Genomic DNA, 25,742 nt, shown 5'->3' with positions numbered 1-25,742 from the left:
GCGTGTACTTGGCCCTTGATGTCTTTGTCATTTTCGTTTTCCTTGTCTGAATTGAACCACTCAGCAAGGGATACGTTTTCTGGGGGCAAGGTCAGTGCGGGTTTTGGGAAACCCCGCCTCCAATCAGCTGGTAGTTGAATTTAGGGGTTGAGCCCGGCACGCGCACATCGACGAAGGCTTCTGAATCAGACTTCAAATCGCTGCGACGAATAACCCTGGCGGCGATCTGGGCCGCAGTGACAACATTGCTTTTCATTTTTTATCTTTGAATTCGCGCGTTAGAACGAGTGCCGGATGCCGATGTCATAGACCCTGTCAGACGTTCCAGGCGTACCGCCGTTATCCGTAAAATTCACGTTGTAACGGGTGTTGATTCTGGAGTTTTTCTGATTCGTGGCGTTGGCATACGAAGCGTAAAGCGCCGTGCGTTTGGACAAGTCATATACATAGCCAATTGCCCACTGATGCGCATCTGTATCGGCGTTCACCTTGTCTTTTTTACGGAGGTATGAAGCCATGAACCGGCCCGGGCCCACGGGCGCAGACACGCCAAGCATTTGGTCGGTGATATGGACAGGCACCAAGGCGAGCGAGTTGGAGCCGCGCACGTCGTCATAGGCGGCGTGAACGCGCACGACGCCAAAGTCATAGGAGCCACCTAAAAGTGCAGCGCGCTCGTTGTCGGTACTTGCCGAGTTGTCGCGGCGGTTGTAAGCCAAAGCAACTACAGCAGGACCCTTGTTGTAGCCCGCCGACAGACCGACAGTACGGCTGGCCGAGGTGCTTCCTGGCACTTCTCCAAATCCGTACAGCGCGGAGCCGGAAAAGCCGCTGACGGTAGGCGAGTAATAGGCCACAGTGTTGTCAATGCGGGCGCCGCCATTGTTGAACCAGTTACGCGACGCCATGTCGCCCTTGAGCGCTCCGCCAAACGGGTCTACGGTCAAGAGAGACAAATAGATCGGGGTGTATTGGCGACCCAGACGAACCTGGCCAAACCCACCTTCCAGACCCACCCAGGCAGTCCGCCCGAACAGGCGGCCACCTTGCGCCGATGAACCGTCGTCGGCGTTAATGCCGCCTTCCAGCTGGAACCTGGCAGACAGTCCACCGCCCAGGTCTTCAGAGCCCTTGAAACCAAAGCGTGAACCATTCAACACGCCGCTTTCCATGCGGGTGGCAACGCCCGAGCTGTTGTTTTCCCTGGACAGGCTCAGGTCAATGATTCCGTAAAGCGTCACGCTGGACTGCGCCATGGCTGCAGATGCCAGGCCACTCAGCAAAAGGGCAGTGAGAAGTTTAGATTTCTTCATGGTATTTTTCAAGGTTGAGGTTGAGGTTGGCACGGGGAAAATAGACGTTCAAGTCCGCGAAGGATTGCGGCTTTCGAGATGTTTGAGGCGAGCCTCGGTCTTCGAATCGAAGAGATAGGCCCGGTTTGGCTGAACCATGATCGCCACTGGCGCACCGAATTTCGCCTTGAAATCTTTTTCGGTGCGCACCACCACCATTTGCTTGCCGTTTTGAACCGTGACCTGGGTGGCATCACCGATCAGTTCAACCGTGTAGATTTCTGCATCCATGTGGCCGGTGCCCGATGCCGCCAGCTGAATATCTTCCCAGCGAACACCCAGTACGACGTGGTCGTGCGATCCGATGCCGGCACCAGGAATGCGGATCTTGTCGCCAATAAACGTACCGTCTTCCAGGCGCCCCGGCAGCAGATTCATGGCCGGCGAACCAATGAAGTCGGCGACAAACAGATTGGCTGGTTCGTTGTAGATATTCTCCGGAATATCAAGCTGCTGAATCACGCCGTGGTTCATCACCACGACGCGTGTTGCCAGCGTCATGGCCTCGATCTGGTCGTGTGTCACATACACCATGGTGGTGCCCAGCTCGTACTGCAGGCGCTTGATACGGGCACGCATGCTGATACGCAATTTGGCGTCCAGGTTGGACAAGGGCTCGTCCATCAAAAACACCTTGGGCTGGCGCACGATGGCCCGCGCCAATGCAACGCGCTGGCGCTGGCCGCCCGACAAGGCCTTGGGTTTGCGGTCCAGCAGGCTTTCCAGCTCGACCCTGCGCGCAGCCTCGGCGATCAAGCCGTCGTGCTGATCGCGCGGGACTTTGCGAATGCGCAGCGGATAGGCAATGTTCTCGCGCACCGTCATGTGCGGATAAAGCCCATAGTTCTGAAACACCATGGAGATGTCGCGCTCGCGCGGTGCCAGGTCGGTGACGTCCTCGCCCCCAAACAGGATGCGCCCGCTCGTTGGTTCCTCAAGGCCGGCAATCATGCGCATGGTGGTGGTCTTGCCGCAGCCGCTGGGGCCCAGCAAGACCAGGAACTCGCGATCATGGATATGGATCGTCAAGTCCTTGATCACAAAAGCGTTGTTCCAGCCTTTGCTGACGTTTTCAATGGAGATAGTGGACATAATTTTTATTCCGAAAGTTGGGGCTTCAACGGACAGCGCCGCCGGTGCTTCCCTGAACGAAGTGTTTCTGGATCACGAACCCCAGCGCAAACATGGGCAGCATGATCAGGATTCCGGTTGCGGAAATCAGTTGCCAGAGATCACCCTGCTCGGTGTTGAAAAGTGACAGACCGACCGGCAAGGTAAGCGCATCCCGGCTGGTCATGATCAGGGCGAGCAAAAACTCGTTCCAGGCCACGATGAAGCAAAAAATGCCAGCGGTAATCAGGCCCGGCGCTGCCATCGGGATGACAACGTTCTTGATCACTTGCAGCCGGGTTGAACCGTCCACCATGGCCGCTTCTTCGGTATCGAGCGGAATGGCGTCGATGAAGCCTTTGATCATCCATACAGCATAAGGAATGACGAACGAGAGGTTCACCAAAATCAAGCCAGTGCGGGTGTCGAGCAGGTTCAAATCACGAAACAGAATGAAAAACGGCAGCAGCAAAATCACGGAAGGTACGAACTGCGTGGCAATGATGGCCATGAAAATCGTCTTTTCACCCCGAATCCGAAAGCGCGAGAAGCTGTAGGCGGCCATAGTGGCCACGGGTATCGCAATGGCCACCGTCGTGAGCGCCACAATCGCCGAGTTCAGAAACTTTTTATGGATTTCGTAGGGTGGCTGCATGATGGCCACGAAGTTGTCCAGCGTTGGCGTGAAGAACAGGTGCGGCTGAAAAACTTCGGCATACGGCTTGAAGGCCGCCACGACCATCCAGTAGATGGGTGCCAGGATGACCACTGCCGTCACGAAGATCAAGATCCCCTGGACGACCGTCGTCAGCTTGCTTTGATGATGTATAGCCATCTATGGACTCCTAGGGACGCTTGAAGACGAGGCGAATGTAGATGAAGGCCAGCGCCAGCATCGGAATCACCAGGAAATACGACACAGCTGCGGCATACGACATGTCGTAGTACTTGAAGCCCTGCACATAGATGAAGTAAGCCAGCGTCTGGGTGGCATGGCCAGGCCCACCACTGGTGATCATGAAAACCTGGTCAAACATCTTGAGCGAGAAGATCGCTTTCAGAATCGAGGCCACCACCAGTACCGGCATCAGCGCTGGCAAGGTAACGTCGCGGAAAACTTGCCAGGTGCTCGCGCCGTCAATTTCGGCGGCTTCCTGCGTTTCCTTGGGCACCGAAGCCAGGCCGCCGAGCAGCAGCATGGCCATGTACGGCGTCCAGTGCCAGACATCACTGCCGATCAGCACCGCAAAAGCCAGTATGGGATCGGCTAGCCAGTCGATGTTTGCCAGCCAGGGCCAGATGTCCTTGAACACCGCATGGAACAGTCCGAACTGTGGACTGACCATAAAGCGCCATGAGATACCGACAAGCGCTGGGCTCATGGCGAACGGCAAGATCAGCAGCGTACGCACAAAGATGCGCGAACGCGTGCCCCGGCCCAGCAGCAGCGCAATGCCCAACGCCAGGCCCATCGAGATCACCACCGACAACACAGTGAAGATGATGGTGACCCAAATCGATTCCTGCAGCGCAGAGTCGGACAACGCGCGGCTGAAGTTGTCGAAAAGGTAGGCAATGTTTTGCCATCCATCGTCAGCCAGTGTCCACAGCGGCTTGGAAGCTGAGGACTTGCTCAGGTTCCAGTCGCGAAAGGCCAGATAAAGCCCGCTGAACAGAGGACCAATCGCGGTCGCGCCGACCAGCACGATGGCCGGCAGCAACAGCAGAATTTTCAGATGCTTGTCGCTCAAGCCTTTGCTGCGGCGCCTCTGTACGGTTGGCACAGGTGCGCCGGGTGCAATGACTGGCACGACCGGAAGATCAGTATTGTTCACGGGCGACCTCTTTAGCGGCGGCTGCGGCGCAAGACCCGGGTGGCGTCCTTGGCGGCGGTCTTCATCAACTGCTCAACATTACCGTCGCCGGCCGCAGCCTTGTTGATGGCAATCGACAGCAAGTCACCGATCTCTGGCCAATCGACAGTCATGGGCAGCGGTGCTGCGTTGGCGGCGAGCGCCACTGCAGCGGCCTTGGGCACGTTGGCATTGGCAGCATTGATGTCTGCATCGACGAAGCTGGCTTTCAGGTTGAACACCGTGCTGGCCGTATTCACGCCGTTGATTTTTTTCTCGATACCGTTCTTTTTCTCAAGCTCGGGGTTGGACAGCCACTTCAGGAATTCCCAGGCGGCTTCCTGCTTTTTCGAGTACTTGGAGATCGAATACGGCATGGAGTTGGTCAGCGAGACCGGTGGCGCACCCTTGTACGACGGCATCTCGGCAAAGGCCACCTGCTCGGGTTTGAGCGTTGAGCTTTCCGGGCTGATCAGTGGCGAGTAGGCCCATGACCAGATCGGCAGCATGGCCGCCTTGCCCTGCATAAAGACGATGCGCGAGTCTTGCTCCAGCGACGAGACCGAGCCTGGCGCGCACACCTTGTCCACGGTGTTCAAGGCAATGTAGTCCTTCGTGGCCTGGATGCCGGCAGGCGTATCCCATGCAGGATTGCCCTTGGCGTCAAACACATCAGCCCCTGCGCCACGCAGGAAGTCAAGCCACAGGTACAGGTTCTGGCGATTGCCGTCAGCACCGTAGTAGCAGGCCACGCCGCCCATTTCGGGCATGGCTTTCTGGACTGCCTTGCCGGCGGTCACCACGTCAGCCCAGGTCTTGGGCGCGGCCAGATTCAACTTGTCGAAAATATCCTTGCGGTAGTAAAAAATTTGAACGTGCGAGCGCAGTGGCAGGCCCATGACCTTGCCGTCATACGTCACCGATTTGGTGAACGCCGAAGGGTAGCGGTCCATGCTGATGCCGTCGCGCTTGAGCAAAGGGCCCAGGTCTACCAGCCAGCGGGCATTCGGTGGACCCCATGAATCGAGGTAATTGACCACGTCATAAGAGCCGTCGGCTGCAACCCCGACGCTGGACACCTTTTCCTGCAAAGCCTTTAAAGTGGTTTCGTCCCAAGTGACCTTGATGCCGGTCAGCTTGGTGAATTCGCCCGCGCGAAGTTCAAGGCCTTTGAATTGCGGCGTGCCGACCAGCAGCACACGCAGCTCGGTGCCATCGTAGGGCTTGCCGGCCTTCAGGTTGTAGGGCATTTTTTCTTGCGCCTGGGCGCCCACGGCCGCCAGCAAAGCGGCGGAAGCGAGAATCAGCGTTGCGGAACGTCTTTTCATGGTCGTTTGTCTCTCTTGGTTTATGGTGAGCCCACCGGTGCATGGCTTGCGACGTGGGCCTGAATCTGCTTCCAGATCGACACCTCGTCGGTCACCATGTAATCGGCTGTCACCTTGTTGCTGGTCAAATTGAAATGGCTGATCGCCATCACGTAAACCGGCGCGCCCGTGGGCTCGCCGAAATGTCCGTAGCCGCTATGGCTGCCAGTCAGCGACCAGCGCACGGCAACGCGCACCGGCTGGTGCGGGTCGCGGTTGACGCGTGCCGTCTCGATCTTGAGCACTGCGTCAGGGAAAGAAGCCAGATAACCCAGCACGAAGGTGTCGATGTCGGCATGGCCATAACGCGATTCGCCACCCGGTGCATGCAGCACCGCACCGGCAAAATACAGATCGCGAATGGCCTGGGTTTCTTTGTCCTGCCAGATACGCTGCATGCCGTGCACCACTGCGGCTACCGCTTCGTCGTCCTGAATCATGGCTTTGTACTGGCTTGGCTTGTCATGCGCAGGAGTGAAAAACGACACTGGGCGGCCATTGCGGATGTCCCTGTTTGTCATTTCCTGCGCCATTGCGCGGGGTTCAATGCCCAGGCAGTTGGCAAAGGCAGCCTGGTCGCGTACCAGCCACTCTTCGACCACCATCTGGTCGCGCACCCAGCAATCGGCAATGACCCGGCTGCGCACCATTTTTCCGTGTGCCTTGCCCAGCGCGCCATCGCCAGTGTGGCGCATGACAGAGGTCAGTCTGTGAGATGAAAGGAAGGTGCCATCTTCATAACCCGTCCAGATCACATCCTCGCCCACCAGCTGGCGGTCGGGAAACTGGTGCAGCGTCTGCAGGGTTTGGGCTGTGACGCCTGCATTGGTGCCGGTAAATCCTGTCGCAGCACGCAGCAAAATATCGGCCGCGTAATAGTCTTGCAGCTTTGCGCCGATTCCCCGGTCTTCCCAAATTGCGCGCGTAATGCCGTAGATGAAATCTGGAACATCCTTGTAAGAACCAAGATTGAGTTTCATGGGCAATGGCTCTCAAAAGTTAAGTAATTGACGACGGGGCTGTGTCGCTTTAAACCGGCGTCACATGACTGTCATGAATGTAGCCAACGCCTATACAAGGGTCCAATACTTTAATTTTCCAAATCAATTCGGAATTCGTCATCGATTCGGCGAAAACACACCGCTTTGATAGGCGTAAACCCTTTGATTTTTGGAATTACTAAAGGTAAACCCGTACAAACCAAGCCGGCATCGCAATTTCTTTTGAATCAATTTTTGAAATTGGTTTGGGATATTTGCAGATGCTTGTGCACAGCATGGGACAACAGACAGGTTTTCGCGGCAATTCATTCGGCTAGCTGCCCAAGCCAGCAACGCCCTGCATACGATCAATATTTCGTGATCAATTGCTTCAAGGCTTCAGTTTGTTGCGCCCATTTTTCAAGCCTGTTGAATACGCAAAGGCACCTTCAAAATTGCACGTTGCGCGCGACTTGCATGAAATGCCGGGCAACCGGATTGGCATTGCCCTCTATCACCGCGAGTACGGACTGCGCCCTGCGTGGAGCAGCTCGCGTGCTGCTGGCTTTGAGCGGACGCACCTTGACGCCGTTCATATGGATATGGGTCGCCGAGGCAGGCAGCAACGCCACGCCCATACCCGTTCCGACAAGAGCGACGATTGCATGAATGTGCCGCGTTTCCTGCACCGTGATCGGCATGAAGCCGGCTTCGGCGCACATATCGACGACCACGTAATGCAGATAGGAAGCATCGAGCTTGGAGAACATCACCATCGGTTCACTGGCCAGTGCTTCAATTTCAATCGCGTCCTGCGCTGCCAGCGGGTGATTAGCCGGCAAAAATACCAGCATTTCCTCATTGCCGAGCGGCAGCGTCTGAAAGCCTTTGGGCACTGGCGGGCGCAGCAGACCGACATCCAGCCGGTGCTCGCGCAGCGCCGTGATCTGCTCGGCACTCACCATCTCGTGCAGCGAGAGCTTGACACGCGGAAAGCGCTCACTGAAAGCAGCCACCAGGTTGGGCATCAGCCGATAGCTCATTACCGCGTTGTAGCCAATGGCGAGCGCGCCGGCTTCGCCCAGTTCCAGTGAAGCGGCAAGCTTGGTTAATTGTTCGGCGTCGCGCAGCAAACGCCTGGCTTCGTGCAGCAATATCTCGCCCGAATGCGTCAACTCGACGTGGCGCGATGAACGCAGAAAAAGCTGCAAACCCAGCTTGTTTTCCAGTGCACGGATCTTGAGCGACAAAGGGGGCTGCGAGATGTGCAGACAAGCGGCGGCACGGCCAAAGTGCAGTTGTTCGGCGAGCACTACAAAACAGTTCAATTGTTGCAAGTCGAGCATGTCAGTGTGATCCGTAAAGTAGCTTGATCCGTTTGCAATAACGGGTTGATCGCTTTGGGCAAAGCGCTGAAATGATCTGGATTTTGATGTTGAAGCTGTTGCTGCTGGAAACTTCTATCAAATTTGACGTGAGCACGAAATTGACGCGGTGCGCCATTCCCACCACAAACGCCAGCCCACAAATTTCAAGCCCAAGCAGGCACTGTTGAAATTTTCACCAGAGGCACAGTCTATGTGCAGCGACTTTGCCACAAAGCAAAAGACTGACCGCAGCGGCCTTGGTCAAATGGAAGGCAGCCGGTATGGGTTTACCGGTACGTGCGGGTTTAGCCGCGCAAATTTGAAGGTCGCGCGGCGCGGTTCAGCCTGCTCCTACAACATCTCAGGCGACTGAACAGTCACCACGACAGTCTGCATCTGACCATCGCGCTCACGGATACGCAACCACCACACCGCGCCTTTTTTAATGGCGCAGTCGCTTTCCTGCAGCCCCAGCAATACGGCCACCGTCTGGCCCAGCGTCGGCTGGTGTCCTGTCACCAAAATGGGCGTCTTGCTGAGCGGCCATTGCACCAGTTCCAGCAGTTGGGCCGGCGTGGTTCCGGGTGCCAATTCATCGCGAATTTTGAAATTGCGTCCCAACGCCAGGGCGGTTTGCTCACAGCGACGCGCCGGGCTCGACAGGATGCGGGTGCTGCCCGCCAATTGCCGGTCCAGCCAGTCGGCCATGCGGGCCGCCTGCTTTTCACCGCGCGGTGTCAGCTTGCGGGCCAGGTCGGCTTGCGCGTCCGTGACGGTTTCTGGCAGTTCCTCGGCTTCGGCATGCCGCCACAAAATCAGGTCCATTGACTTACCTCTCGCGTAGTTTGGACGCCGAATAGCGCGCCATCAGCGCAGACTGCGCGCCATGGCGCTGCGCCGGATCAGCCGGATTGACCAGCGCATAAGTGCCGTCCGGCTGCAAATCCCAGGCGTCGCGCCCGTCATGCAGATAAGCCACCAAACATTCGTCAATCAGGCGCTGGCGAATGCCGGGGTCGGTCACCGGCCAGGCCAGCTCGACCCGGCGCAGCATGTTGCGGTTCATCCAGTCGGCACTCGACAGATACAGCGTTTCTTCTTCGGCGCAGCGGAAATAAAACACGCGCGAATGCTCCAGAAAGCGGCCAATCACCGAGCGCACCCGGATGTTGTCGCTCAAGCCCTTGACCTGCGCTGGCAGCATGCAGGCGCCGCGCACGATCAAATCAATCTTGACACCGCACTGCCCGGCCTTGATGAGCGCGCGCATCAGGTCTTCGTCGGTCAGCGCGTTGGTCTTGACCACGATGCGCGTGTCTTTGCCCTGCAGCGCAGCTTGGGCCAGCGCATCGATTCTTTCGATCAATTTGCGGTGCAGCTGGAACGGCGCAAGCAGCAGATGGTGCAGCTTGGGCAGGCGGCTGTGGCTGGCCAGATGCACAAACACATGGTCAATGTCAGAGGTCAGCAGCGGGTCGGCCGTGAGGTAGCTGATGTCGGTGTACAGCCGCGCCGTGCCGGGGTTGTAGTTGCCGGTGGACAAGTGCGCATAGCGCACCAGCCGCCGGCCTTCGCGCCGGGTAACGAGCAGCATCTTGGCATGAGTTTTCAGGCCCATCACGCCATAAACCACCTGCGCACCGATGGATTCGAGCATTTCGGCCCAGTTGATATTCGCCTCTTCATCAAAGCGTGCTTTCAGCTCGACCACGACCATGACTTCCTTGCCGCGCCGCACGGCTTCGCGCAACAGCCGCATCAGCTCGGAATCAGCGCCAGTACGGTAAATGGTCTGCCTGATCGCCAGCACCGACGGGTCGTTGACCGCTTCGCGCAGGAAAGCCAGCACGCCGTCAAAACTCTCGAAGGGCTGGTGAATCGACACATCGCCCTGGCGAAGCCTTTCAAAAATCGACTGGCCAAGCACCAGCTGCTTGGGGTAGCAGGCCTTGTAACGCGGAAAAAGCAGCTTGGGGTCATTGACCAGATCGATCAGTTGGGTCAACCGCGCCAGATTCACCGGGCCATGCACCCGGTAAAGCGACGGCGCTGGCAAATTGAACTGCTTGAGCAGGAAGCTCGACAAATAATCCGAGCAGCCCGCCGACACTTCCAGCCGCACGGCTTGGCCGTAGTGGCGCTGCTCCAGCCCCAGACGCAAGGCGGTGCGCAGGTTTTTTACGTCGTCTTCATCGACTTCCAGGTCGGAATTGCGGGTGACGCGAAACTGCGAAAACTCCCCTACTTTGCGGCCGACAAACAAATCGGCCAGGTGCGCCCGGATGATGCTGGACAGCGACAGGAAGAGCTTGTTGCCTTTTTCCTGGCCCCGGCTGGGCATGTGGATGAATCGCGGCAAGACGCGGGGCACCTTGACGATGGCAATTTCGTTTTCCCGGCCAAAGGCATCGCGCCCGCCCAGCCGGACGATGAAGTTCAGCGACTTGTTGGCGACCTGCGGAAACGGGTGCGAAGGATCAAGCCCGACCGGAATCAACAGCGGCCGCACGGCACGTTCAAAATACGCCTTGACCCAGCGCCGCTGCGCCGCATTGCGCTCGCCATGCGACATGATGCGGATACCTTGCTGCGCAAACGCCGGCAGTAGTTCTTCGTTGTACAGCGCATATTGGCGCGCCACCATGTCATGGGCCAGCGTTGAAAGCGCCTTGAACGAGTGCGCCGTGCAAATGCCTTTTTGCACATTGTTCTGGGCGGCCGTCAGGTGTGCGGCGGCACGGACTTCAAAAAATTCGTCCAGGTTGGACGACACGATGCATAAAAAGCGCAGCCGCTCCAGCAAGGGCACGTCAGTGCGGCGCGCCCAGTAAAGCACCCGCTCATTGAAGGCAAGAATGCTGCGGTCGCGGTCCAGGAACTTCATAGGCACAGGGGCAGAAATCAGGGTGGAGCTTGGGTCAACAATCAACAAAACAGGGCTTTATTATTAAAAAATTGAAGCCTAGTGTTGTTGAATTTGATGACAGGGGTATGACAGAGAGCCAAGCCGATACTTTGCACGTCATTACTGACAGTTTTTAAGCTTAACAGGCGTTATGCGCACTGTCCACGGACGCATTCAGCTATTCTTTTTATAGTGACTTGCTCAAGGCGTTTTGCGTGATGGCAGACAGCGTGCCGCGCGTGCTGATGACTTCGGGGTCGAGTGTCACCTCGATCAGCGTGCCTTCGGGGCGGTCGAGCGCGGCCAGCAGTTCGGCTTCAAATTCTTCGGTGCGGGTAATGCGCACACCGGCGTAACCGTAAGCGCGGGCCAGTGCCGCAAAGTCTGGATTGTTCAGCCGCGAGCCGCTTTCATGCTGCGGATATTCACGTTCCTGGTGCATGCGGATGGTGCCGTACATGCCGTTGTTGAGCAGCACGATGATGCTTTTGGCGCCGTGCTGCACCGCCGTGGCCAGCTCTTGGCCGTTCATCAAAAAGTCGCCATCGCCGGCTATGGTGAACGCTACACGCCCGGTCGTGATGGCAGCGGCAATGCCCGCGGGCACGCCATAACCCATCGCCCCGACGGTGGGCGCGAGTTGTGTCTTGTGGCCCTTGACCAGCCCGTGGTGCTTGAAAAACCGGTGCACCCAGCTGGCAAAGTTACCCGCGCCATTGGTCAGCACCGCATCGGGCGGCAGGTGTTTTTGTAGCAGGCCGACGATGGCCGGCATGTCGATGTCGCCGGGTAACGCTTGCGGCACCAGATTGGCCAGATAGTCTTCGTTGGCCGACGCCGTCCACGCTTCCCACGGCACATTCACCGGCGCGCTCAGCGCTTCCAGTGAACGCGCAGCGGCGTTCATGGTGGCATTGATCGCCAGGTCGGCCTGGTAGACGCGGTTGAGTTCTTCGGCGCTGGCGTGAATATGCACCAGCTTTTGCTTTGGCTTGGGCGCTTCGAGCAAGGTGTAGTTGCCGGTGGTCATTTCGCCCATACGCGGGCCGATGGCAATGATCAAATCGCTGGCCTTGACGCGTGCCGCCAGTTTCGGATTCAGGCCAATACCCACATCGCCCGCATACAGCGGATGGTGGTTGTCAAACGTGTCCTGAAACCGGAACGCATTGCCCACCGGCAGCTTCCAGTTTTCAGCAAATCGCTGCAGCGCCTGCGCCGACTGCGGCGTCCAGCCACCGCCGCCGGCAATAACAAGCGGCTGCTTCGCAGCCAGCAGCATGTCGCGCAAGGCAGCCAACGAATCCGGGTCGCTCCAGGATTGCGTCGCCTCAACGCGCGGCAAAGGCTGGGCTGCGGTCAGGCGCGTCAGCATGTCTTCGGGCAACACCAGCACGACCGGGCCGGGCCGGCCATTCATGGCGGTGGCAAACGCCCGCGCCACGTATTCGGGGATGCGGTCGGCGTCATCAATGCGCTCGACCCGCTTGGCAAAGCCTTTGGTACTGGGGCCAAAAAAACTCGAATAGTCCACTTCCTGGAACGCTTCGCGGTCGCGGCAGTCGCTGGCCACATCGCCGACCAGCAGCACCATCGGGGTTGAATCCTGAAACGCCGTGTGAACGCCGATGGACGCATTGGTGGCACCGGGACCGCGCGTCACCATGCAAATGCCAGGCCGGCCCGTGAGCTTGCCGTGCGCCTCGGCCATGAAAGCCGCGCCGCCTTCCTGGCGGCAGGTGATAAATTGAATCTGGTCCCGGCGCGCATGCAGGCCGTCAAGCACGGCCAGATAGCTTTCACCCGGAACGCCAAATGCATGGGTTACGCCTTGGGCCAGAAGGCAGTCAACAAGAAGGTGGCCGGCAAGTTGTGGAGTCATATCGCTTCATTGTGCCTTGGCATGGCGCGCTTCAAGGCGAGGGGCCGTTGCCATGAAGCGCAATGGGCCGGTTGAAATACGCCGAAACGGACGTCCGGCTTACTCCGGCGTGGTCGGATCCGCGTCGGCGCCGCCATCTTCCAGCGCCTGCCGGGCCAGCTCTTCGTCGCTCAGAGGCGGTGCATTTTCCAGTGCGGCAAGCTCTTCGAGCAGCGCTGGATCGGGCTGTTCGTGACCGAGCAGGACTTCTTCGATGCGCTGGCTTGCGGTTTCGGCATGAAGGGCCTGCGTGCCGCTGGTGGCAGGTGGAAACTTGTCGCCAAGATCGGCCATGACAGCGTCGGATTTTTCTTCTACCCAGCGGACAAAGTCGTTGCTGGCGGGGGTTTGGGATGCAGTCATTGAAGTCTCCTGAAGTTAAAAATGGCACAACCCGTGCGGCCGGTTTTCAATGTACGCCTGCAAATCCGGCAGTGCAATGACCCGGACAGCGCAGGCATAGACCCCAAGCTTACTGGGTAGGCGGCAGGGGCAAATTTTCATGTGTCTCCCTGACCAACATTGTGGGCGCCTTGACCATTGAAATGTCGGCCTCCCGCAGCCGCTTGAGCACATCGAACAGCAAGGCACTGCGCACGCCGTAAGCCATGCGCGGCGTGGCCACATAGCCCGTGGCGTTGAACAGCATGCCGTTGCTGTCAATGCCGTCGAGCTGCACATTGGGCGCAGGATTGTCGAGCACGTCTTCATGCGCCCAGAACGCCTCCAGCATCAGGCTGCGCACCTGATCGGGGTCGGTGCTCAGCGGCATGGGCAGCTTGATTTGCACCAGCCCCATCGGATTGGCATGCGTGACGTTGCGCACCGTCTTGGTGATGAATTCCGAATTTGGAACAATCACGGTCGAGCGGTCGCTCATCTGGATTTCAGTGGCGCGCACATTGATGCGCCGGATGTCGCCCTCAATACCGCCCAGCGACACCCAGTCGCCGACCTTGACGGGCCTCTCGGCCAGCAAAATCAGCCCCGACACAAAGTTTTGCACCACGGCCTGCAAGCCAAAACCGATACCCACCGACAAGGCGCTGGCCACCCAGGCAATGCGCTCCAGCCCGATGCCCACGGCGGCCATTCCCATCGACACGGCCAGCACGTTGCCGGTGTAGCCGAACAGCGTTGCCACCGAAAGCTGCATGCCGGTATCCATCGAGGTGGTGGGAAGCAGCTGATCGGTCAGCCAGCGCTTGATCATGCGAATACCGGCCAGCGACAACACCATGACCAGCAACGACTGCAAGACAGCCATCGGGCGAATCTGGAATTCGCCAATTGAAATGCCCTGATGCAACTGGTCTGCGCGCTGGATCAGCTCCATCGGCCCCTCGCCAAACGGGGCCAGCAGCAGCATCAGCGTGAAAAGCACCACCAGCAGACGGCCCACACCCGACAGCAAGACCGCAGCCTGTTGCCGAATCCTGAAAAGCGTTGACGCCGGCTGACCCGGCACGCTGCCCACCGCCGCATCAATCGCATCAATCGCATCAATCGCAGCGGGCGCACCGGCTTTTGGGCACAGCAGCGTCATGAAACCGTCGTCAATCAGCACTGCCAGCAAATAGGCCGTGCCCAGCACGACCACAATCCAGACCATTTGCTGAACCATGAAGCGGCCAAACGCCACATAACCCAGCAGCAACGCCACCAGACTGATCACCACAGCCAGCCAGCCCAGGCCGACCACAGCGGTCAGCCACAGCGGACTGGTCGGCCAGCCTGCAGGTTCTGGCGCACGCAAGGCCTGGCGGCGAACGTAGTCGGTTTGCAGCAAGCCCAGCCCCAAAGCCAGGCCCGTGACCAGTGCCACTATGCAGTCCAGCGCCACCGTGCTGGCCAGACTGGCGTTGATGTGCGACGTCAGCTGCGTGACCGTCCACGTCAACACCGTCAGCAACGCCAGAACGGCGGGCATCCAGCGCAGCTTGAGCGCCAGCACGTCCGGCAGCGGCAGCAAGCGCCACGAAGGCCGCCTGGGCAGCAGCAAGGCATGCCCCAGACCCGCGACATACCCCCCGAAACAAATAACGCCCACCAGCCCACCGAGCAGCGTGTCGAGCGAGTCGGGCAAAGGCTTTGTCCAGACCAGGCCCTGATACAGCACTTCGGCGCCCAAACCGGCCGTGGCAGCCGGCAGCAACGCCAGCGTCCAGGCATGCAGCGAACGGCGCAGCCGTCCGGGCGGCACGCGGGTGGTCGCCAGCCGCATCAGCAAACGGTCACCCCACCAGCGCAATCCCCCCAAAAGCAGCAGCGTCAACGCGACGCCAGACCAGACCGGCACGCCACTGGCCAGCGCGGCAATGCGCAACGCTTCAAGCCGCTGATTGGCACGCAGCAGGTCGCCGGGGAGTTCCAGTTGCAAATCAGTCCAGAACAGGCTGCTCAAAATAGAGGCGGTGCGCTCGCCCAGCCGGGCCTGGAACTCCGAGCGGCGCAGCGCGGTAATTTTTCCGGCGGTCTGATCGCTTTCCACGGCCAGCAGCTTGGCGCGTTTGAGCTGCGCGTCCAGCACGGCGCGGGCTTTGTTCAGCTCTGCGCGCAAGGCCGCCACATCGGCCACTTCTTTTTGTCCCGCTGCCAGCGGCCCCAGTTCATCAAGCCGCGCCTGGACACTGGCCAGTTGCGGCTCCAGCGCAGCCGCAGCCACATCGGCCTGCGCGCCAGCGTTGAGCACCAGCACGCGCAGGGCGGGCAGACTGGACACGTCTTTGGGCGGGTTATCGAGGACTTTTTGCGCACTGTCAATCTGCGCACGCGCAGCGTCCAGTGACGGGTCAATGCTTTCGGGTTGTGCCTGTGCGCCCACCATGACCAGCAGAAAAAGCCCCGCGAGCAGCAGGCTGCGGGCGCAGTTCAGCGTTGCGCGAAAAGAATCAAGCCGGTGAATAGCCGACGCGCGCCAGCGCAGCCAGAAAATGCTCATGAAATGACCTGGGCACGGAGCAACATAAGATTTGGATTCGTGAAAACCGCCATCATAAATGCGGCTCCGCCATTGCTGCGCACCCAGCGCAGTGCCTGCGCGTTCTGATTTTTCTGAACGACTTCGGCCGGAAACAAACGCGCTGAAACCGTAGAAGACCAGCAATTCAGGCCGTAGCCGGCACCAGCACCGTGCGCCGCACCCGCCGCACATTGAAGGCGCTGGCAATCAATATGCCCTGAATCAATGCCAGCCCCAGCAAGATGCCCCGGTACTGACCGTGGTCCATCAAGGTGCCAAAGATCAGCGGCGACAAAGCCTGGCCAATGTCCAGCCCTGCATACACCACGCCATACACCCGGCCCGACGCATTTTCAGGGGTCGAGCGCTTGACCAGCAAGTCACGCGAAGGCCCGGCAATGCCCGCGCCAAAACCCATCACGCCAAACAGCACCGGCACCATCCAGGCCGCCAGCGTTCCCAGCGCCAGCAACAGGGCAACCCCTGCCGCCAGCCCCATGCCGGCCGCCACCACCCGCTCGCAGCGGCTGGGGTCTGCGGCCAGAAAACCGCCCAACAGCATGCCGCCCGCGCTGCACAGCATGTAGATCGTCAGGCACATCGCCGCCAGCGACAGCGGCACATCGTGCAGATGGCGCGCCGCCTCAGGCGCAAACGCCTGCACCACGCTCAGCACCATCGCAAACCAGAAGAAAAAGGTAAAGCACATCCACACCGCCGGAATCTTCAGGAACCCCAGCAGACTTTCACCCGCCGGTGCATCTTTGGCGGGCACTACCACTTTCAGCGCCAGTTTGTCGCGGTTGACCAGCAACACGGCCAGCACGGCAAAGGCCAGCCCACCCGCAACCGCCAGTGCCACGCGCCAGGAAAACGCAAACGTCAGCCCGACCATCAGCGCCGGTGCCAGCGCCCAGCCCAGACTGCCGGTGATACCGTGCACGCTGTAGGCATGGCCCAGACGGGACGGGCTGACCTTGCGGTTCAGCAGCGTGTAGTCCGCCGGATGAAACACCCCGTTGCCCAGACCGCCGACCACCGCAAAACCCGCCAGCATCCAGTAACTGGTGCTGACCGAATACCCCAACGCCGCAACACCCAGCAAAGCCAGACCGCCAAAAAGAATCGGTCGCGGGCCAAACCGGTCCACCACAAAACCCGACAGCGCCTGCACCGCACACGACACGACGAAAAAAATCGTCATCAAAAAACCCAGCTCGGCATAGCTGACCAGGAACGCATCCTTGAGCCACGGGAACAGCGGCGCCAGCAGCAACTGGCTGAAATGGCTGATCAGGTGGGCCAGACCGACCAGGCCAATCACGCTGGCGTCGTTGCGCAGGGGAACGGCGCTGGCAGGCTTGTTCAGGGTGCTTGAAGTATTCATGGCGCTATCGTAGTATTGGCGCCGGATTCTGAATGGCGACAAAAAGCCATGTTTCAGCGAATTTCAGACAAATAAGTCGCCCTGCCCCGCAGCGCCCAAATCCGGCTATAAAACGCCCGCTTTGCATCCGCAGTCGATCCCGCACAACGCCCCACAAAACGGCCCGCCCACGCCCATGCTTCAACCCCACAGCCGACTTCAGCGCATACCGGTAGGCGACACCGACGGCTTCACGCCCACGCCGGAGCGTCCGGTACGGGTGCGGGCGCGCGCCATGCCGGCGGATGTGCATTTTGAGCCGCATTCGCACGCCTGGGCCCAACTGGCGTGTTGCGCCAGCGGCTTGCTGCAGGTCACGGCCAGTCACAGCGCCACCGAGCGCTGCAAAACCGACGAAATCACCTACATCGTGCCGCCCACCCGCGCCGTGTGGATTGCGCCCGGCGCGCGGCATCACATCACCGTGCTGGAAGACGCCGAATTCAGAACGCTCTACCTGGACATCAGCGCCACGCCCACAGGCTGGCAGGGTTGCCGCGTGATCATGGTCGCGCCGCTGCTCCGCGAACTGGTGCAGTCGCTTGACGCATCGGCCGGCCAGCCGCTCAGCCCGGCGCGCGAAAGCTGGCTCAGCGCGCTGATACTGGACGAAATCACGCATGCCGACACGCAGGCGCTGGGCGTTCCCCTGCCCCATCCGCAAACCGGCGACAAACGCCTGCGCGCCTTGTGCCAGGCCGTGCTGCGCGCCCCTGCCGAGCGCGCCACCTTGTCCGAATGGGCGGCCAGTATTGGTGCCAGCGAGCGCACCGTGGCACGCTTATTCAGGGACGAACTCGGCATGCGCTACCAGCAGTGGCGCCAGCAGGCCATCCTGGCCCATGCCCTGCCCTTGCTGACGCGCGGCCTGCCGATAAGCGAAGTGGCCGCCGCCAGCGGCTACGCCAGCGACAGCGCGTTTTCCGCCATGTTCAAGGCCGCCATGGGCCAGCCGCCCAGCTATTTCCAGAACAAAAACGGGCTGTAGCCAATCGCGCTATCGCCCGCATCAACCAGAGAAACCCCATGAACACTTTTAACCTGCAACGCTTTGTAGAGGGCCAAGCGCCGGTCTATGCAGACGTACTGGACGAACTGCGCGCCGGCAAGAAAACGAGCCATTGGATGTGGTTCATCTTCCCTCAGCACGTTGCGCTAGGCCGCAGCGCTATGGCGAAGTACTACGGCATCGCCTCGCAGGCTGAAGCGCTGGCTTACCTGGCGCATCCCTTGCTGGGCAAGCGGCTGCTGGAATGCACGGGGCTGATGCTGGCCGCCAACGGCAAGACCGCGCTGGACATTCTTGGGGCGACTGATGAACGCAAGTTTCACTCGTGCATGACGCTTTTTCAGGCCACACGGCCCGATCTGCCCGTGTGGAATGCAGCGCTTGGCAAATACTTTGGCGGAACGCTGGATGCCGCCACCCTCGCCTTGCTTTAAATGGGCGCTCTGCAAACAGGCATTTTTGCTATCTATTAAATAGCTGGCTGCGCCCGTCCACATTGCGCATACGGCTTATTTGGCTTAAAAATCAGCAATTTTTTGGCCCCGATGAGACGCTTGACGGTGCGCAAACCGCTGTGCACCCTTAAAAAGAACCGCAACCACCCTGTTTTCAGCATAAAAACCGCCTCTAGCGCACGCAGTGCATGCGCAACCAGCTATCAATAACAGAGCGCGCCTAGCGCAAAGCCTGCGCCGCGCCTCAAAGCAGGCGCTTGATTAGCCCCATCACTTGGTCAAACCGTTTTCCATACGGCGGATAAAACAAGTCCCCCCGCGCCCAGCGGGACTGGAACAGCACCGGCTTTTGCTGCGTCAGGCGCAAAAAGCCGGTTTCGCCGTGGTACGCGCCCCACCCACTTTCGCCCACGCCGCCAAAAGGCAGGTTCGGATGCGCAATGTGCATCAGCGTGTCGTTCACCGTCACGCCGCCGCTGACCGTGCGCGCCAGCACCTGGTCGCGTGCGGCGCTGTCAAGGCCAAACCAGTACAGCGCCAGCGGTCGGGGCCTGGCGTTGATGAAGCTGATCGCTTCGTCCAGCTTGTCATACGCCAGCACCGGCAAGATGGGGCCAAAGATTTCTTCTTGCAGCAGCCGCGCACCGGGCGCCAGACCAAACACCAGCACCGGCGCCATTTGCCGCGACGCATTGCCAGCGGTGGCCGCGCCGGGATTGATGACCTGCAGCCGTGCACCTTCGTCTTGCGCCTGTGCCAGCAGCGCCTGCAGGCGTTCATGGTGGCGCGGGCTGATGATGGCGGCGTAATCGGGGTTGCCTGCAATCGTGGGAAACAGCGTCGCCACCGCGCGCGCAAAAGCCTCGCCAAATGCAGCTTCACGGCCCCGGGGCAGCAACACATAGTCAGGCGCAATGCAGGTCTGGCCGGCGTTGAGCAGCTTGCCGTGGGCAATCTTGATGGCGGCCTGTTCCAGGTCGCACGACGCATCAACAATGCACGGCGATTTGCCGCCCAGCTCCAGCGTGGTGGGCGTCAGGTTGGCGGCGGCCGCCTCGGCCACCTTGCGGCCCACGGCGGTTGAGCCGGTAAAAAACAGGTGGTCAAACGGCAGGCTGGAAAATTCGGCGGCGACAGCGCCATCGCCCTGCACCACGCACACCTCGTCAGGCGCAAAGGCCTGGCCGATCAGCGCGGCCAGCAAGGCTGACGTTTGCGGCGTCAGCTCGCTGGGCTTGAGCATCACGCGGTTGCCGGCGGCCAGCGCCGTAATGACCGGCCCGAGCGCCAGTTGCACCGGATAGTTCCACGGCGAAATCACGCCCACCACGCCCAAGGGCTGGCGCTGCAGACAAGCATGGGCCGGCAATAGGTACAGCGGCGTACTGACCTTGACCGGCTTCATCCACCTAGGCAAGTTTTTCAGCGTGCTGGAAATCAGCGTGCGCAACACAAACAGATCGGCAATTTCGGTCAACTGTGGCGAACGCACGCCAAAATCGGCCTGCACGGCCTGCGCCAGCGCCGCGCCATGCGTGTCCAGCAGCGTGCGGATTTTCAGCAGCCGCTCGCGGCGCACGGCCAGCGAAACTTCGGCCTGCGCACGGCTGGCGCGGTGCTGGGCGTCAAAAAGGGATTGCAGGCGAGAAGGCGGTGGGATGGAAATCATCGCGCGATGATAGGGGCGCACGGGTTTGTACATTAGAGGCTTGGCTCCAGCCGCCGCACGCAGTTACCCACCCCCACTTTCAGGATTTACATGCACCCATCACACCACCCGTTCAGGCCCTATGCCGTGGCCGCCGCCCTTCTTTTAAGCGGCTGCGGCCTGTCCAGCGCCGAAGAAGTTGGCGCGGTCGATACCGTCTTCAAGTTCATCGGCCCTGACCACAAAATCGTGGTCGATGCCTATGACGACCCGAAAGTCACGGGCGTAACTTGCTACGTGTCGCGCGCCAAGACCGGCGGCATCAAGGGCGCTTTCGGCCTGGCCGAGGACAAGTCGGACGCCTCGATTGCCTGCCGCCAGACCGGCGTCATCAGCTTTGGCGGCAAACCGCTGGACAAACAGGAAGAAATGTTCAGCGAACGCATTTCGCTGGTTTTCAAGCGGTTGCGCGTGGTGCGCATGGTCGATGCCAAACGCAATACGCTGGTCTACCTGACCTATTCAGACCGACTGGTCGAGGGTTCGCCGCAAAACAGCGTGACGGCGGTGCCGGTGCCTGCGGGAACTGTCATTCCGGTGAAATAGTCTATTAACCAGCGGCGCGGCAGCAGACAAGCGCTGCATTGGCCGTTGATTCAACGCAGTGAAGGCGGCAGCAATTTGCGCTACCCTGCATTCAGACATGCATTTCGTATTGAAAGGCTTTCATGGAATTCAAGGACTACTACACCATCATGGGCGTGCCGCGCGAAGCGAAGCCCGACGACATCAAGCAGGCCTACCGCAAGCTGTCGCGCAAATACCATCCCGATGTCAGCAAGGAAAAAGACGCCGAAGCCCGCTTCAAGGAGCTTGGCGAAGCCTACGAAGTCCTGAAAGACCCGGAAAAACGCGCGGCCTACGACCAGCTGGGCGCCAACTGGAAAGAAGGCCAGGAATTCCGCCCTCCGCCCGAATGGAACGCAGGCGCCGAACGTGCCGGGCAAGGCGCGCAGTGGCAATTCAATAACGGCGACGCGGGTGACCACAGCGACTTTTTTGAAACGCTGTTCCGCCAGGGTTTTGGCAGCGCGGGGGCAGGTGGCGGCGCGAGAAGCACAGGCCGCCGTCCGAGCTTTAGCGCACCGGGAGAAGACCGCCACGCCAAGATCCAGATCGATCTGGAAGACTCGTACAGCGGCGTCACCCGCACCATCAGCCTGCGCGTTCCCGAGATGAGCGACCAGGGTCACGTCATCCCGCGTGAGCACCAGATCACCTTCACCGTTCCCAAAGGCATCCGCGCCGGGCAGCACATTCGGCTGGCGGGCCAGGGCTCGCCGGGCGTCGGCCAAGGCGCGCCAGGTGACCTGTACCTGGACGTGGAATTCAAGCCACATCAGCGCTACCGGGTGGACAAACACGATGTGTACATGGACTTGCCCATCGCGCCTTGGGAGGCTGCGCTGGGGGCCGAGGTAGAAGCACCCACACCAAGCGGGCGGGTTGAAGTCAAGGTTCCGGCGGGTTCAGCCACGGGCCGCAAACTGCGGCTCAAAGGACGCGGGCTGCCGGGCGTCACGCCGGGCGACTTTTATTTTGTGCTGCAAATTGTGGTGCCCACGGCCGACACGGACAGCGCCAAAGCGTTTTACGAAAGCATGGCCAGCCAGTTCAAATCCTTCAACCCGCGCGCCAAACTGGAAGGCTAGTCATGACACAGGACAACACCGCCACCTATATCACCGGCTTTATTCTTGAAGACCAGACTGGTCTGAACCTTGACGACCTGTGCCGAGCCTGTGCCGCAGATGCCGACCGGATTATTGAACTGGTCCACGAAGGCGTGCTGGCCCCGGCGGGTGAAAAGCCCGATTACTGGCGCTTTACCGGCGTGCATCTGCACCGCGCACGCGTGGCACTGCGGCTGGAAAACGACTTGGGCGTGAACCTTGCCGGCGCGGCGCTGGCGCTGGAACTGCTTGATGAACTCGACAACCTGCGGGCGCGGCTGCAAAGGCTGGAGTCCGCCCGATACTGAACCTTGCGGGGATGAATTCTGACTGATTCGCTGATTGACCGGTTGATCTCATGCCACACAGGACTTGAACCCTCAGAACACCATCAAGCCGCATAAAAGATGTGGCACGCAATTGTGATGCGGCCGACAAGGCGATGAACTGCTGGATTTAAAATCAGCTGATGGATATGTCTGTAACCGTTACGCCCTCACACACCTCCGGCACTGCCGACCCTGATATGGAACGCCGTTTCGGGTCGCTTGCGCGCCTGTACGGCCCGGAAGGTGCGCAGCGGATTCGTGCTGCGCACATTGTGGTGGTGGGCCTGGGCGGTGTGGGTTCATGGGCGGCCGAGGCGGCTTCGCGCAGCGGTGTGGCGCGCCTGACATTGATCGATCTCGACCATATTGCGGAATCCAACATCAATCGTCAGGTTCATGCTCTGGGCAGCACGGTGGGCCAATCCAAAGTTCAGGCGATGCGGGAACGAATTGCGCAGATCAATCCGCATTGCCAGGTGGACTGCATTGAGGAATTTGTAGATGCCGAAAATTGGCCCGCCCTGCTTTCGCTTGACGCGCTATTTGACAGGCAAGAATTTGTCGTTATTGATGCATGCGATCAGGTAAAAGCCAAATCGGCGATGGCGGCATGGGCCATCAAGAACAAAGTAAGTTTGATCAGTGTTGGTGCGGCAGGTGGAAAGCGGCTGGCGCATCGCGTTGACATTGATGACCTGTCACAGGTCACGCACGATCCGTTGCTTGCGCAGATGCGCTATCGCTTGCGCAAGGAACATGGGGCCGCTCGCGTGGGAAAGATGGGCGTCATGTGTGTTTTCAGTCGTGAAGAAGTCCTGAAGCCCAACGCGCAAAGCGCATTGAATCAGCAGATCGATAGTGCTGAAGCCACCCTCACGGAGCAGACTATCCCGCTTGTCCAGACAGATGGAACGCTCAATTGCCACGGCTATGGTTCTATCGTTTGCGTTACCTCCACATTTGGAATGTGCGCTGCAAGTTGGGCCCTGAATAAAATTGCAGGTATTTTTTGAAAGCGCAGTAAAAGTAACGTTATAATTTGAGGCTGCACTGCATACGACACAGTGCAACCAAGAAGAAATTCTCGGGACGTTAGCTCAGTTGGTAGAGCAGCGGACTTTTAATCCGTTTGTCGTGGGTTCGACCCCCGCACGTCCCACCAGTTCTAAGCCCATAGGCACTAGCCCCACATTACTAAACCAGTAGCGTGGGGCTTTTTAATTTTTAGTCCGGCTACGGCTTGCGCCTCTGGTCGACAAAACAGATCGTTTCAAATTCAGTCGCTGCTGAGCCCATCGTTTTTCTTCAAATTTCCCTTGGATGAGGTTGTGCGAGTAGTTGTGTATAAGGAAACGCATTCGCCCGACTCACTCCCGCACTCCAAAGTTATTTGAAATGAATAAATCCATCTTTTCAGCCATCTTGCTGGGTAGCCTTGTTTCTGCACAAGCTGCCCCGCCCGCACCGCAGTCCCCTGCAAAGCACCCACTGATCGCAAACTGGTCTTGGGCGCTGCCTGGCAAACAATGCACGGAAACCCTGCGCTACTTGGCCAATGGGACGCGCGCAAGCACCAGCGGCGAAGAAGTCGCAAAAAGCCGTTACGAAGTCACTCCCGTCCCCAGCTTGCTTGGTTTTTACAGAGTCATTGAAATCGTCACCGAAACCAATGGCAAAGCCGACTGCGCAGGCGATGTGCATGAGGTATCCGGCGAGCCGGTGACACGATTCATTCAGTTAAGCCCTAAAAAAGACCAGCTGATTGTCTGCAAGGAAGAGTCGCTCAAGGCCTGCTTTGGGCCTTTGAAACGAGAATTGAAATAAGGCTTTTCAGCCCATCTCAGGCAATCAGCGACTGCAGCACGCCAGGCTCGAAATGCTGCCCGATGTAATCGGCCAGCCCGTCAAACACCGATTCCAGCGTCGGCGTGGCAGCACCAAACAGCGCCTGCAACACGCGCGGGTCTTCAAACATCCCGTGCAGGTACAGGCCCAGCACATTGCCCGCACCGTTTTGCCAGCCCAGACCGTCGGACATGACCGGATGCGCAATGTCGCCCGCAGCCGCCATCGCGGTATGCGGCGCAGTCTGGCCGTGGTGGATTTCATAGCCCTGCACTTCCACGCCTGACAAAGCAGCCCACATCCCACGCACCGGCGCGAACCTGGCGTGCCGATGCCGCACCGTCTTGGTTTCGTCAAACAGCGTGACCACTGGCAGCAATCCCAAGCCGGGGCCGTTGCCGTCGATGCCGTGCGGGTCGATCAGCGCTTCACCCAGCATCTGCAGGCCGCCGCAAATGCCCAGCACTGCGCCGCCCCGGTGGGCATGAGCGGCAATCGCCTGGTCCAGCCCCTGCGCGCGCAGCCAGGCCAGGTCGGCGCTGGTGGCCTTGGAGCCGGGCAGGATGATCCAGTCATCGGCGTCCAAACCGGCCAGCTCGGACGGGCTGCGCACCCATTTCAGGCGCACACCGGGAACATTCTTCAGCGGCTGAAATTCGTCCAGGTTGCTGATGCGCGGATAGGCAATTACGGCGACGGTCTTGGTGACCTTGCCAGCAGCCGTGCTGCGGTCGTCAAACACGCCGTCTTCTTCAGGCAGGCCGTGCTGCCACCACATCGGCAAGGTGGCCACCGCCGGCACGCCGGTCAGGTCCTGCAGCATCTGCGGGCCGGGCGCGAGCAGGCTGGCATCGCCCCGGAACTTGTTCAGCACAAAGCCTTTGATCCGTTTTTTCTCGGCGTCATCGAGCATCGCCCAGGTGCCGTACAGATGGGCAAACGCGCCGCCCCGGTCGATGTCGGTGACCAGCAGGCAAGCGGCGTTGGCGTGCAGCGCCACGCGCATGTTGACGATGTCGCTCGACTTGAGGTTGATTTCGGCCGGCGAGCCCGCGCCCTCAATCACCACCACATCGTTTTCAGCCCGCAAATCGTCCAGCGCCTGCGCCACCACCGGCCAGACCGACAGGCTGCGGCCGCGCCACTCCATGCGTGAAAGTTCAGGATTCACCTGCCCCATCAACACCACCTGGCTTTGCGTGTCTTTTTCAGGCTTGAGCAGCAACGGGTTCATGCGCACCTCGGGCGTGGCACGGGCTGCCAGCGCCTGGAAATACTGCGCGCTGCCGATCTCGCCACCCGCCACCACGCGGGCGTTGTTGCTCATGTTCTGCGCCTTGTAGGGCGCAACCTTCAAGCCCTGGCGGGCATAATAGCGGCACAGCGCGGTGGTCAGCCAGCTTTTGCCGGCCCCGCTGGTGGTGCCGAGGACCATGACGCAGCGGGCCAAAGGCGATTTATCGGGGGTCATGCGGGCCTT

23 protein-coding genes and 1 tRNA gene are annotated in these 25,742 nt (G+C 59.8%); 8 read left to right on the top strand and 16 right to left on the bottom strand.

Annotated elements, in window-relative coordinates:
- Positions 1-91: 91 nt before the first annotated feature.
- The 14 genes from RCH06_RS04045 to RCH06_RS03980 form a co-directional block, all read right to left on the bottom strand.
- A complete protein-coding gene (locus RCH06_RS04045; protein WP_327080137.1) occupies positions 92-256 on the bottom strand; it encodes a hypothetical protein in 165 nt (54 codons plus the stop codon).
- A gap of 22 nt (positions 257-278) precedes the next feature.
- Positions 279-1,313 carry a porin gene (locus tag RCH06_RS04040; protein ID WP_327080136.1) on the bottom strand — a complete coding sequence of 345 codons (1,035 nt, stop codon included), beginning with the start codon at positions 1,311-1,313 and terminating at the stop codon, positions 279-281.
- Between the two features lie 48 nt (positions 1,314-1,361).
- Positions 1,362-2,444, bottom strand: coding sequence for an ABC transporter ATP-binding protein (locus RCH06_RS04035; RefSeq protein WP_327080135.1), 1,083 nt, complete (start codon positions 2,442-2,444; stop codon positions 1,362-1,364).
- Between the two features lie 25 nt (positions 2,445-2,469).
- Entirely contained in the window at positions 2,470-3,297 is an 828-nt protein-coding gene (locus tag RCH06_RS04030) for a carbohydrate ABC transporter permease (protein WP_327080134.1), read from the bottom strand.
- Positions 3,298-3,307: 10 nt separating this feature from the next.
- Entirely contained in the window at positions 3,308-4,297 is a 990-nt protein-coding gene (locus RCH06_RS04025) for a carbohydrate ABC transporter permease (RefSeq protein WP_327080133.1), read from the bottom strand.
- 11 nt (positions 4,298-4,308) lie between these two features.
- Positions 4,309-5,643, bottom strand: a complete 1,335-nt coding sequence (locus RCH06_RS04020; RefSeq protein WP_327080132.1) for an ABC transporter substrate-binding protein — start codon at positions 5,641-5,643, stop codon at positions 4,309-4,311.
- A gap of 20 nt (positions 5,644-5,663) precedes the next feature.
- Positions 5,664-6,662 carry a nuclear transport factor 2 family protein gene (locus RCH06_RS04015; protein ID WP_327080131.1) on the bottom strand — a complete coding sequence of 333 codons (999 nt, stop codon included), beginning with the start codon at positions 6,660-6,662 and terminating at the stop codon, positions 5,664-5,666.
- A 449-nt stretch (positions 6,663-7,111) separates the two neighbouring features.
- Positions 7,112-8,008, bottom strand: coding sequence for a LysR family transcriptional regulator (locus RCH06_RS04010; RefSeq protein WP_327080130.1), 897 nt, complete (start codon positions 8,006-8,008; stop codon positions 7,112-7,114).
- 372 nt (positions 8,009-8,380) lie between these two features.
- Positions 8,381-8,854, bottom strand: a complete 474-nt coding sequence (locus RCH06_RS04005; protein WP_327080129.1) for a SixA phosphatase family protein — start codon at positions 8,852-8,854, stop codon at positions 8,381-8,383.
- Between the two features lie 4 nt (positions 8,855-8,858).
- Positions 8,859-10,913 (bottom strand): polyphosphate kinase 1, encoded by a 2,055-nt coding sequence (ppk1, locus tag RCH06_RS04000; protein WP_327080128.1) that lies wholly within the window; start codon positions 10,911-10,913, stop codon positions 8,859-8,861.
- A gap of 208 nt (positions 10,914-11,121) precedes the next feature.
- A complete protein-coding gene (locus RCH06_RS03995) occupies positions 11,122-12,816 on the bottom strand; it encodes a thiamine pyrophosphate-binding protein (protein ID WP_327080127.1) in 1,695 nt (564 codons plus the stop codon).
- A gap of 99 nt (positions 12,817-12,915) precedes the next feature.
- Positions 12,916-13,218: a hypothetical protein gene (locus tag RCH06_RS03990; protein WP_327080126.1), complete on the bottom strand. Its 303-nt coding sequence runs from the start codon at positions 13,216-13,218 to the stop codon at positions 12,916-12,918.
- A gap of 109 nt (positions 13,219-13,327) precedes the next feature.
- Positions 13,328-15,796, bottom strand: a complete 2,469-nt coding sequence (locus RCH06_RS03985; RefSeq protein WP_327080125.1) for a DUF3772 domain-containing protein — start codon at positions 15,794-15,796, stop codon at positions 13,328-13,330.
- Positions 15,797-15,962: 166 nt separating this feature from the next.
- Complete coding sequence (locus RCH06_RS03980; protein WP_327080124.1) at positions 15,963-17,204, bottom strand: MFS transporter; 1,242 nt, start codon at positions 17,202-17,204, stop codon at positions 15,963-15,965.
- 175 nt (positions 17,205-17,379) lie between these two features.
- Here RCH06_RS03980 and RCH06_RS03975 point away from each other — a divergent pair, with 175 nt between their 5' ends.
- Positions 17,380-18,231, top strand: a complete 852-nt coding sequence (locus RCH06_RS03975) for an AraC family transcriptional regulator (RefSeq protein WP_327080123.1) — start codon at positions 17,380-17,382, stop codon at positions 18,229-18,231.
- A gap of 38 nt (positions 18,232-18,269) precedes the next feature.
- Positions 18,270-18,686: a DUF1810 domain-containing protein gene (locus RCH06_RS03970; RefSeq protein WP_327080122.1), complete on the top strand. Its 417-nt coding sequence runs from the start codon at positions 18,270-18,272 to the stop codon at positions 18,684-18,686.
- A 265-nt stretch (positions 18,687-18,951) separates the two neighbouring features.
- Here RCH06_RS03970 and RCH06_RS03965 read toward each other — a convergent pair whose 3' ends face one another.
- Positions 18,952-20,376, bottom strand: coding sequence for a coniferyl aldehyde dehydrogenase (locus tag RCH06_RS03965; protein ID WP_327080121.1), 1,425 nt, complete (start codon positions 20,374-20,376; stop codon positions 18,952-18,954).
- 90 nt (positions 20,377-20,466) lie between these two features.
- On the opposite strand from RCH06_RS03965, the gene RCH06_RS03960 reads away from it, so the two are divergent.
- The 6 genes from RCH06_RS03960 (at position 20,467) to RCH06_RS03935 (ending at position 24,241) form a co-directional block, all read left to right on the top strand.
- A complete protein-coding gene (locus tag RCH06_RS03960; protein WP_327080120.1) occupies positions 20,467-20,961 on the top strand; it encodes a CreA family protein in 495 nt (164 codons plus the stop codon).
- Between the two features lie 122 nt (positions 20,962-21,083).
- A complete protein-coding gene (locus tag RCH06_RS03955) occupies positions 21,084-22,067 on the top strand; it encodes a DnaJ C-terminal domain-containing protein (protein WP_327080119.1) in 984 nt (327 codons plus the stop codon).
- Between the two features lie 2 nt (positions 22,068-22,069).
- Entirely contained in the window at positions 22,070-22,396 is a 327-nt protein-coding gene (locus tag RCH06_RS03950) for a chaperone modulator CbpM (RefSeq protein WP_327080118.1), read from the top strand.
- A 167-nt stretch (positions 22,397-22,563) separates the two neighbouring features.
- Positions 22,564-23,430, top strand: coding sequence for a tRNA threonylcarbamoyladenosine dehydratase (locus RCH06_RS03945; RefSeq protein ID WP_442799590.1), 867 nt, complete (start codon positions 22,564-22,566; stop codon positions 23,428-23,430).
- A 73-nt stretch (positions 23,431-23,503) separates the two neighbouring features.
- Positions 23,504-23,579 (top strand) — tRNA-Lys (locus tag RCH06_RS03940).
- Positions 23,580-23,812: 233 nt separating this feature from the next.
- Positions 23,813-24,241 (top strand): hypothetical protein, encoded by a 429-nt coding sequence (locus tag RCH06_RS03935; protein ID WP_327080116.1) that lies wholly within the window; start codon positions 23,813-23,815, stop codon positions 24,239-24,241.
- Between the two features lie 16 nt (positions 24,242-24,257).
- Here RCH06_RS03935 and RCH06_RS03930 read toward each other — a convergent pair whose 3' ends face one another.
- A complete protein-coding gene (locus RCH06_RS03930) occupies positions 24,258-25,733 on the bottom strand; it encodes a cobyric acid synthase (protein WP_327080115.1) in 1,476 nt (491 codons plus the stop codon).
- Between the last annotated feature and the right edge of the window lie 9 nt (positions 25,734-25,742).

The sequence above is a fragment of the Polaromonas sp. CG_9.5 genome (assembly GCF_035984465.1).
Lineage (GTDB): Bacteria > Pseudomonadota > Gammaproteobacteria > Burkholderiales > Burkholderiaceae_C > Polaromonas.
This window is presented reverse-complemented; position numbering and strand designations above follow the sequence as displayed.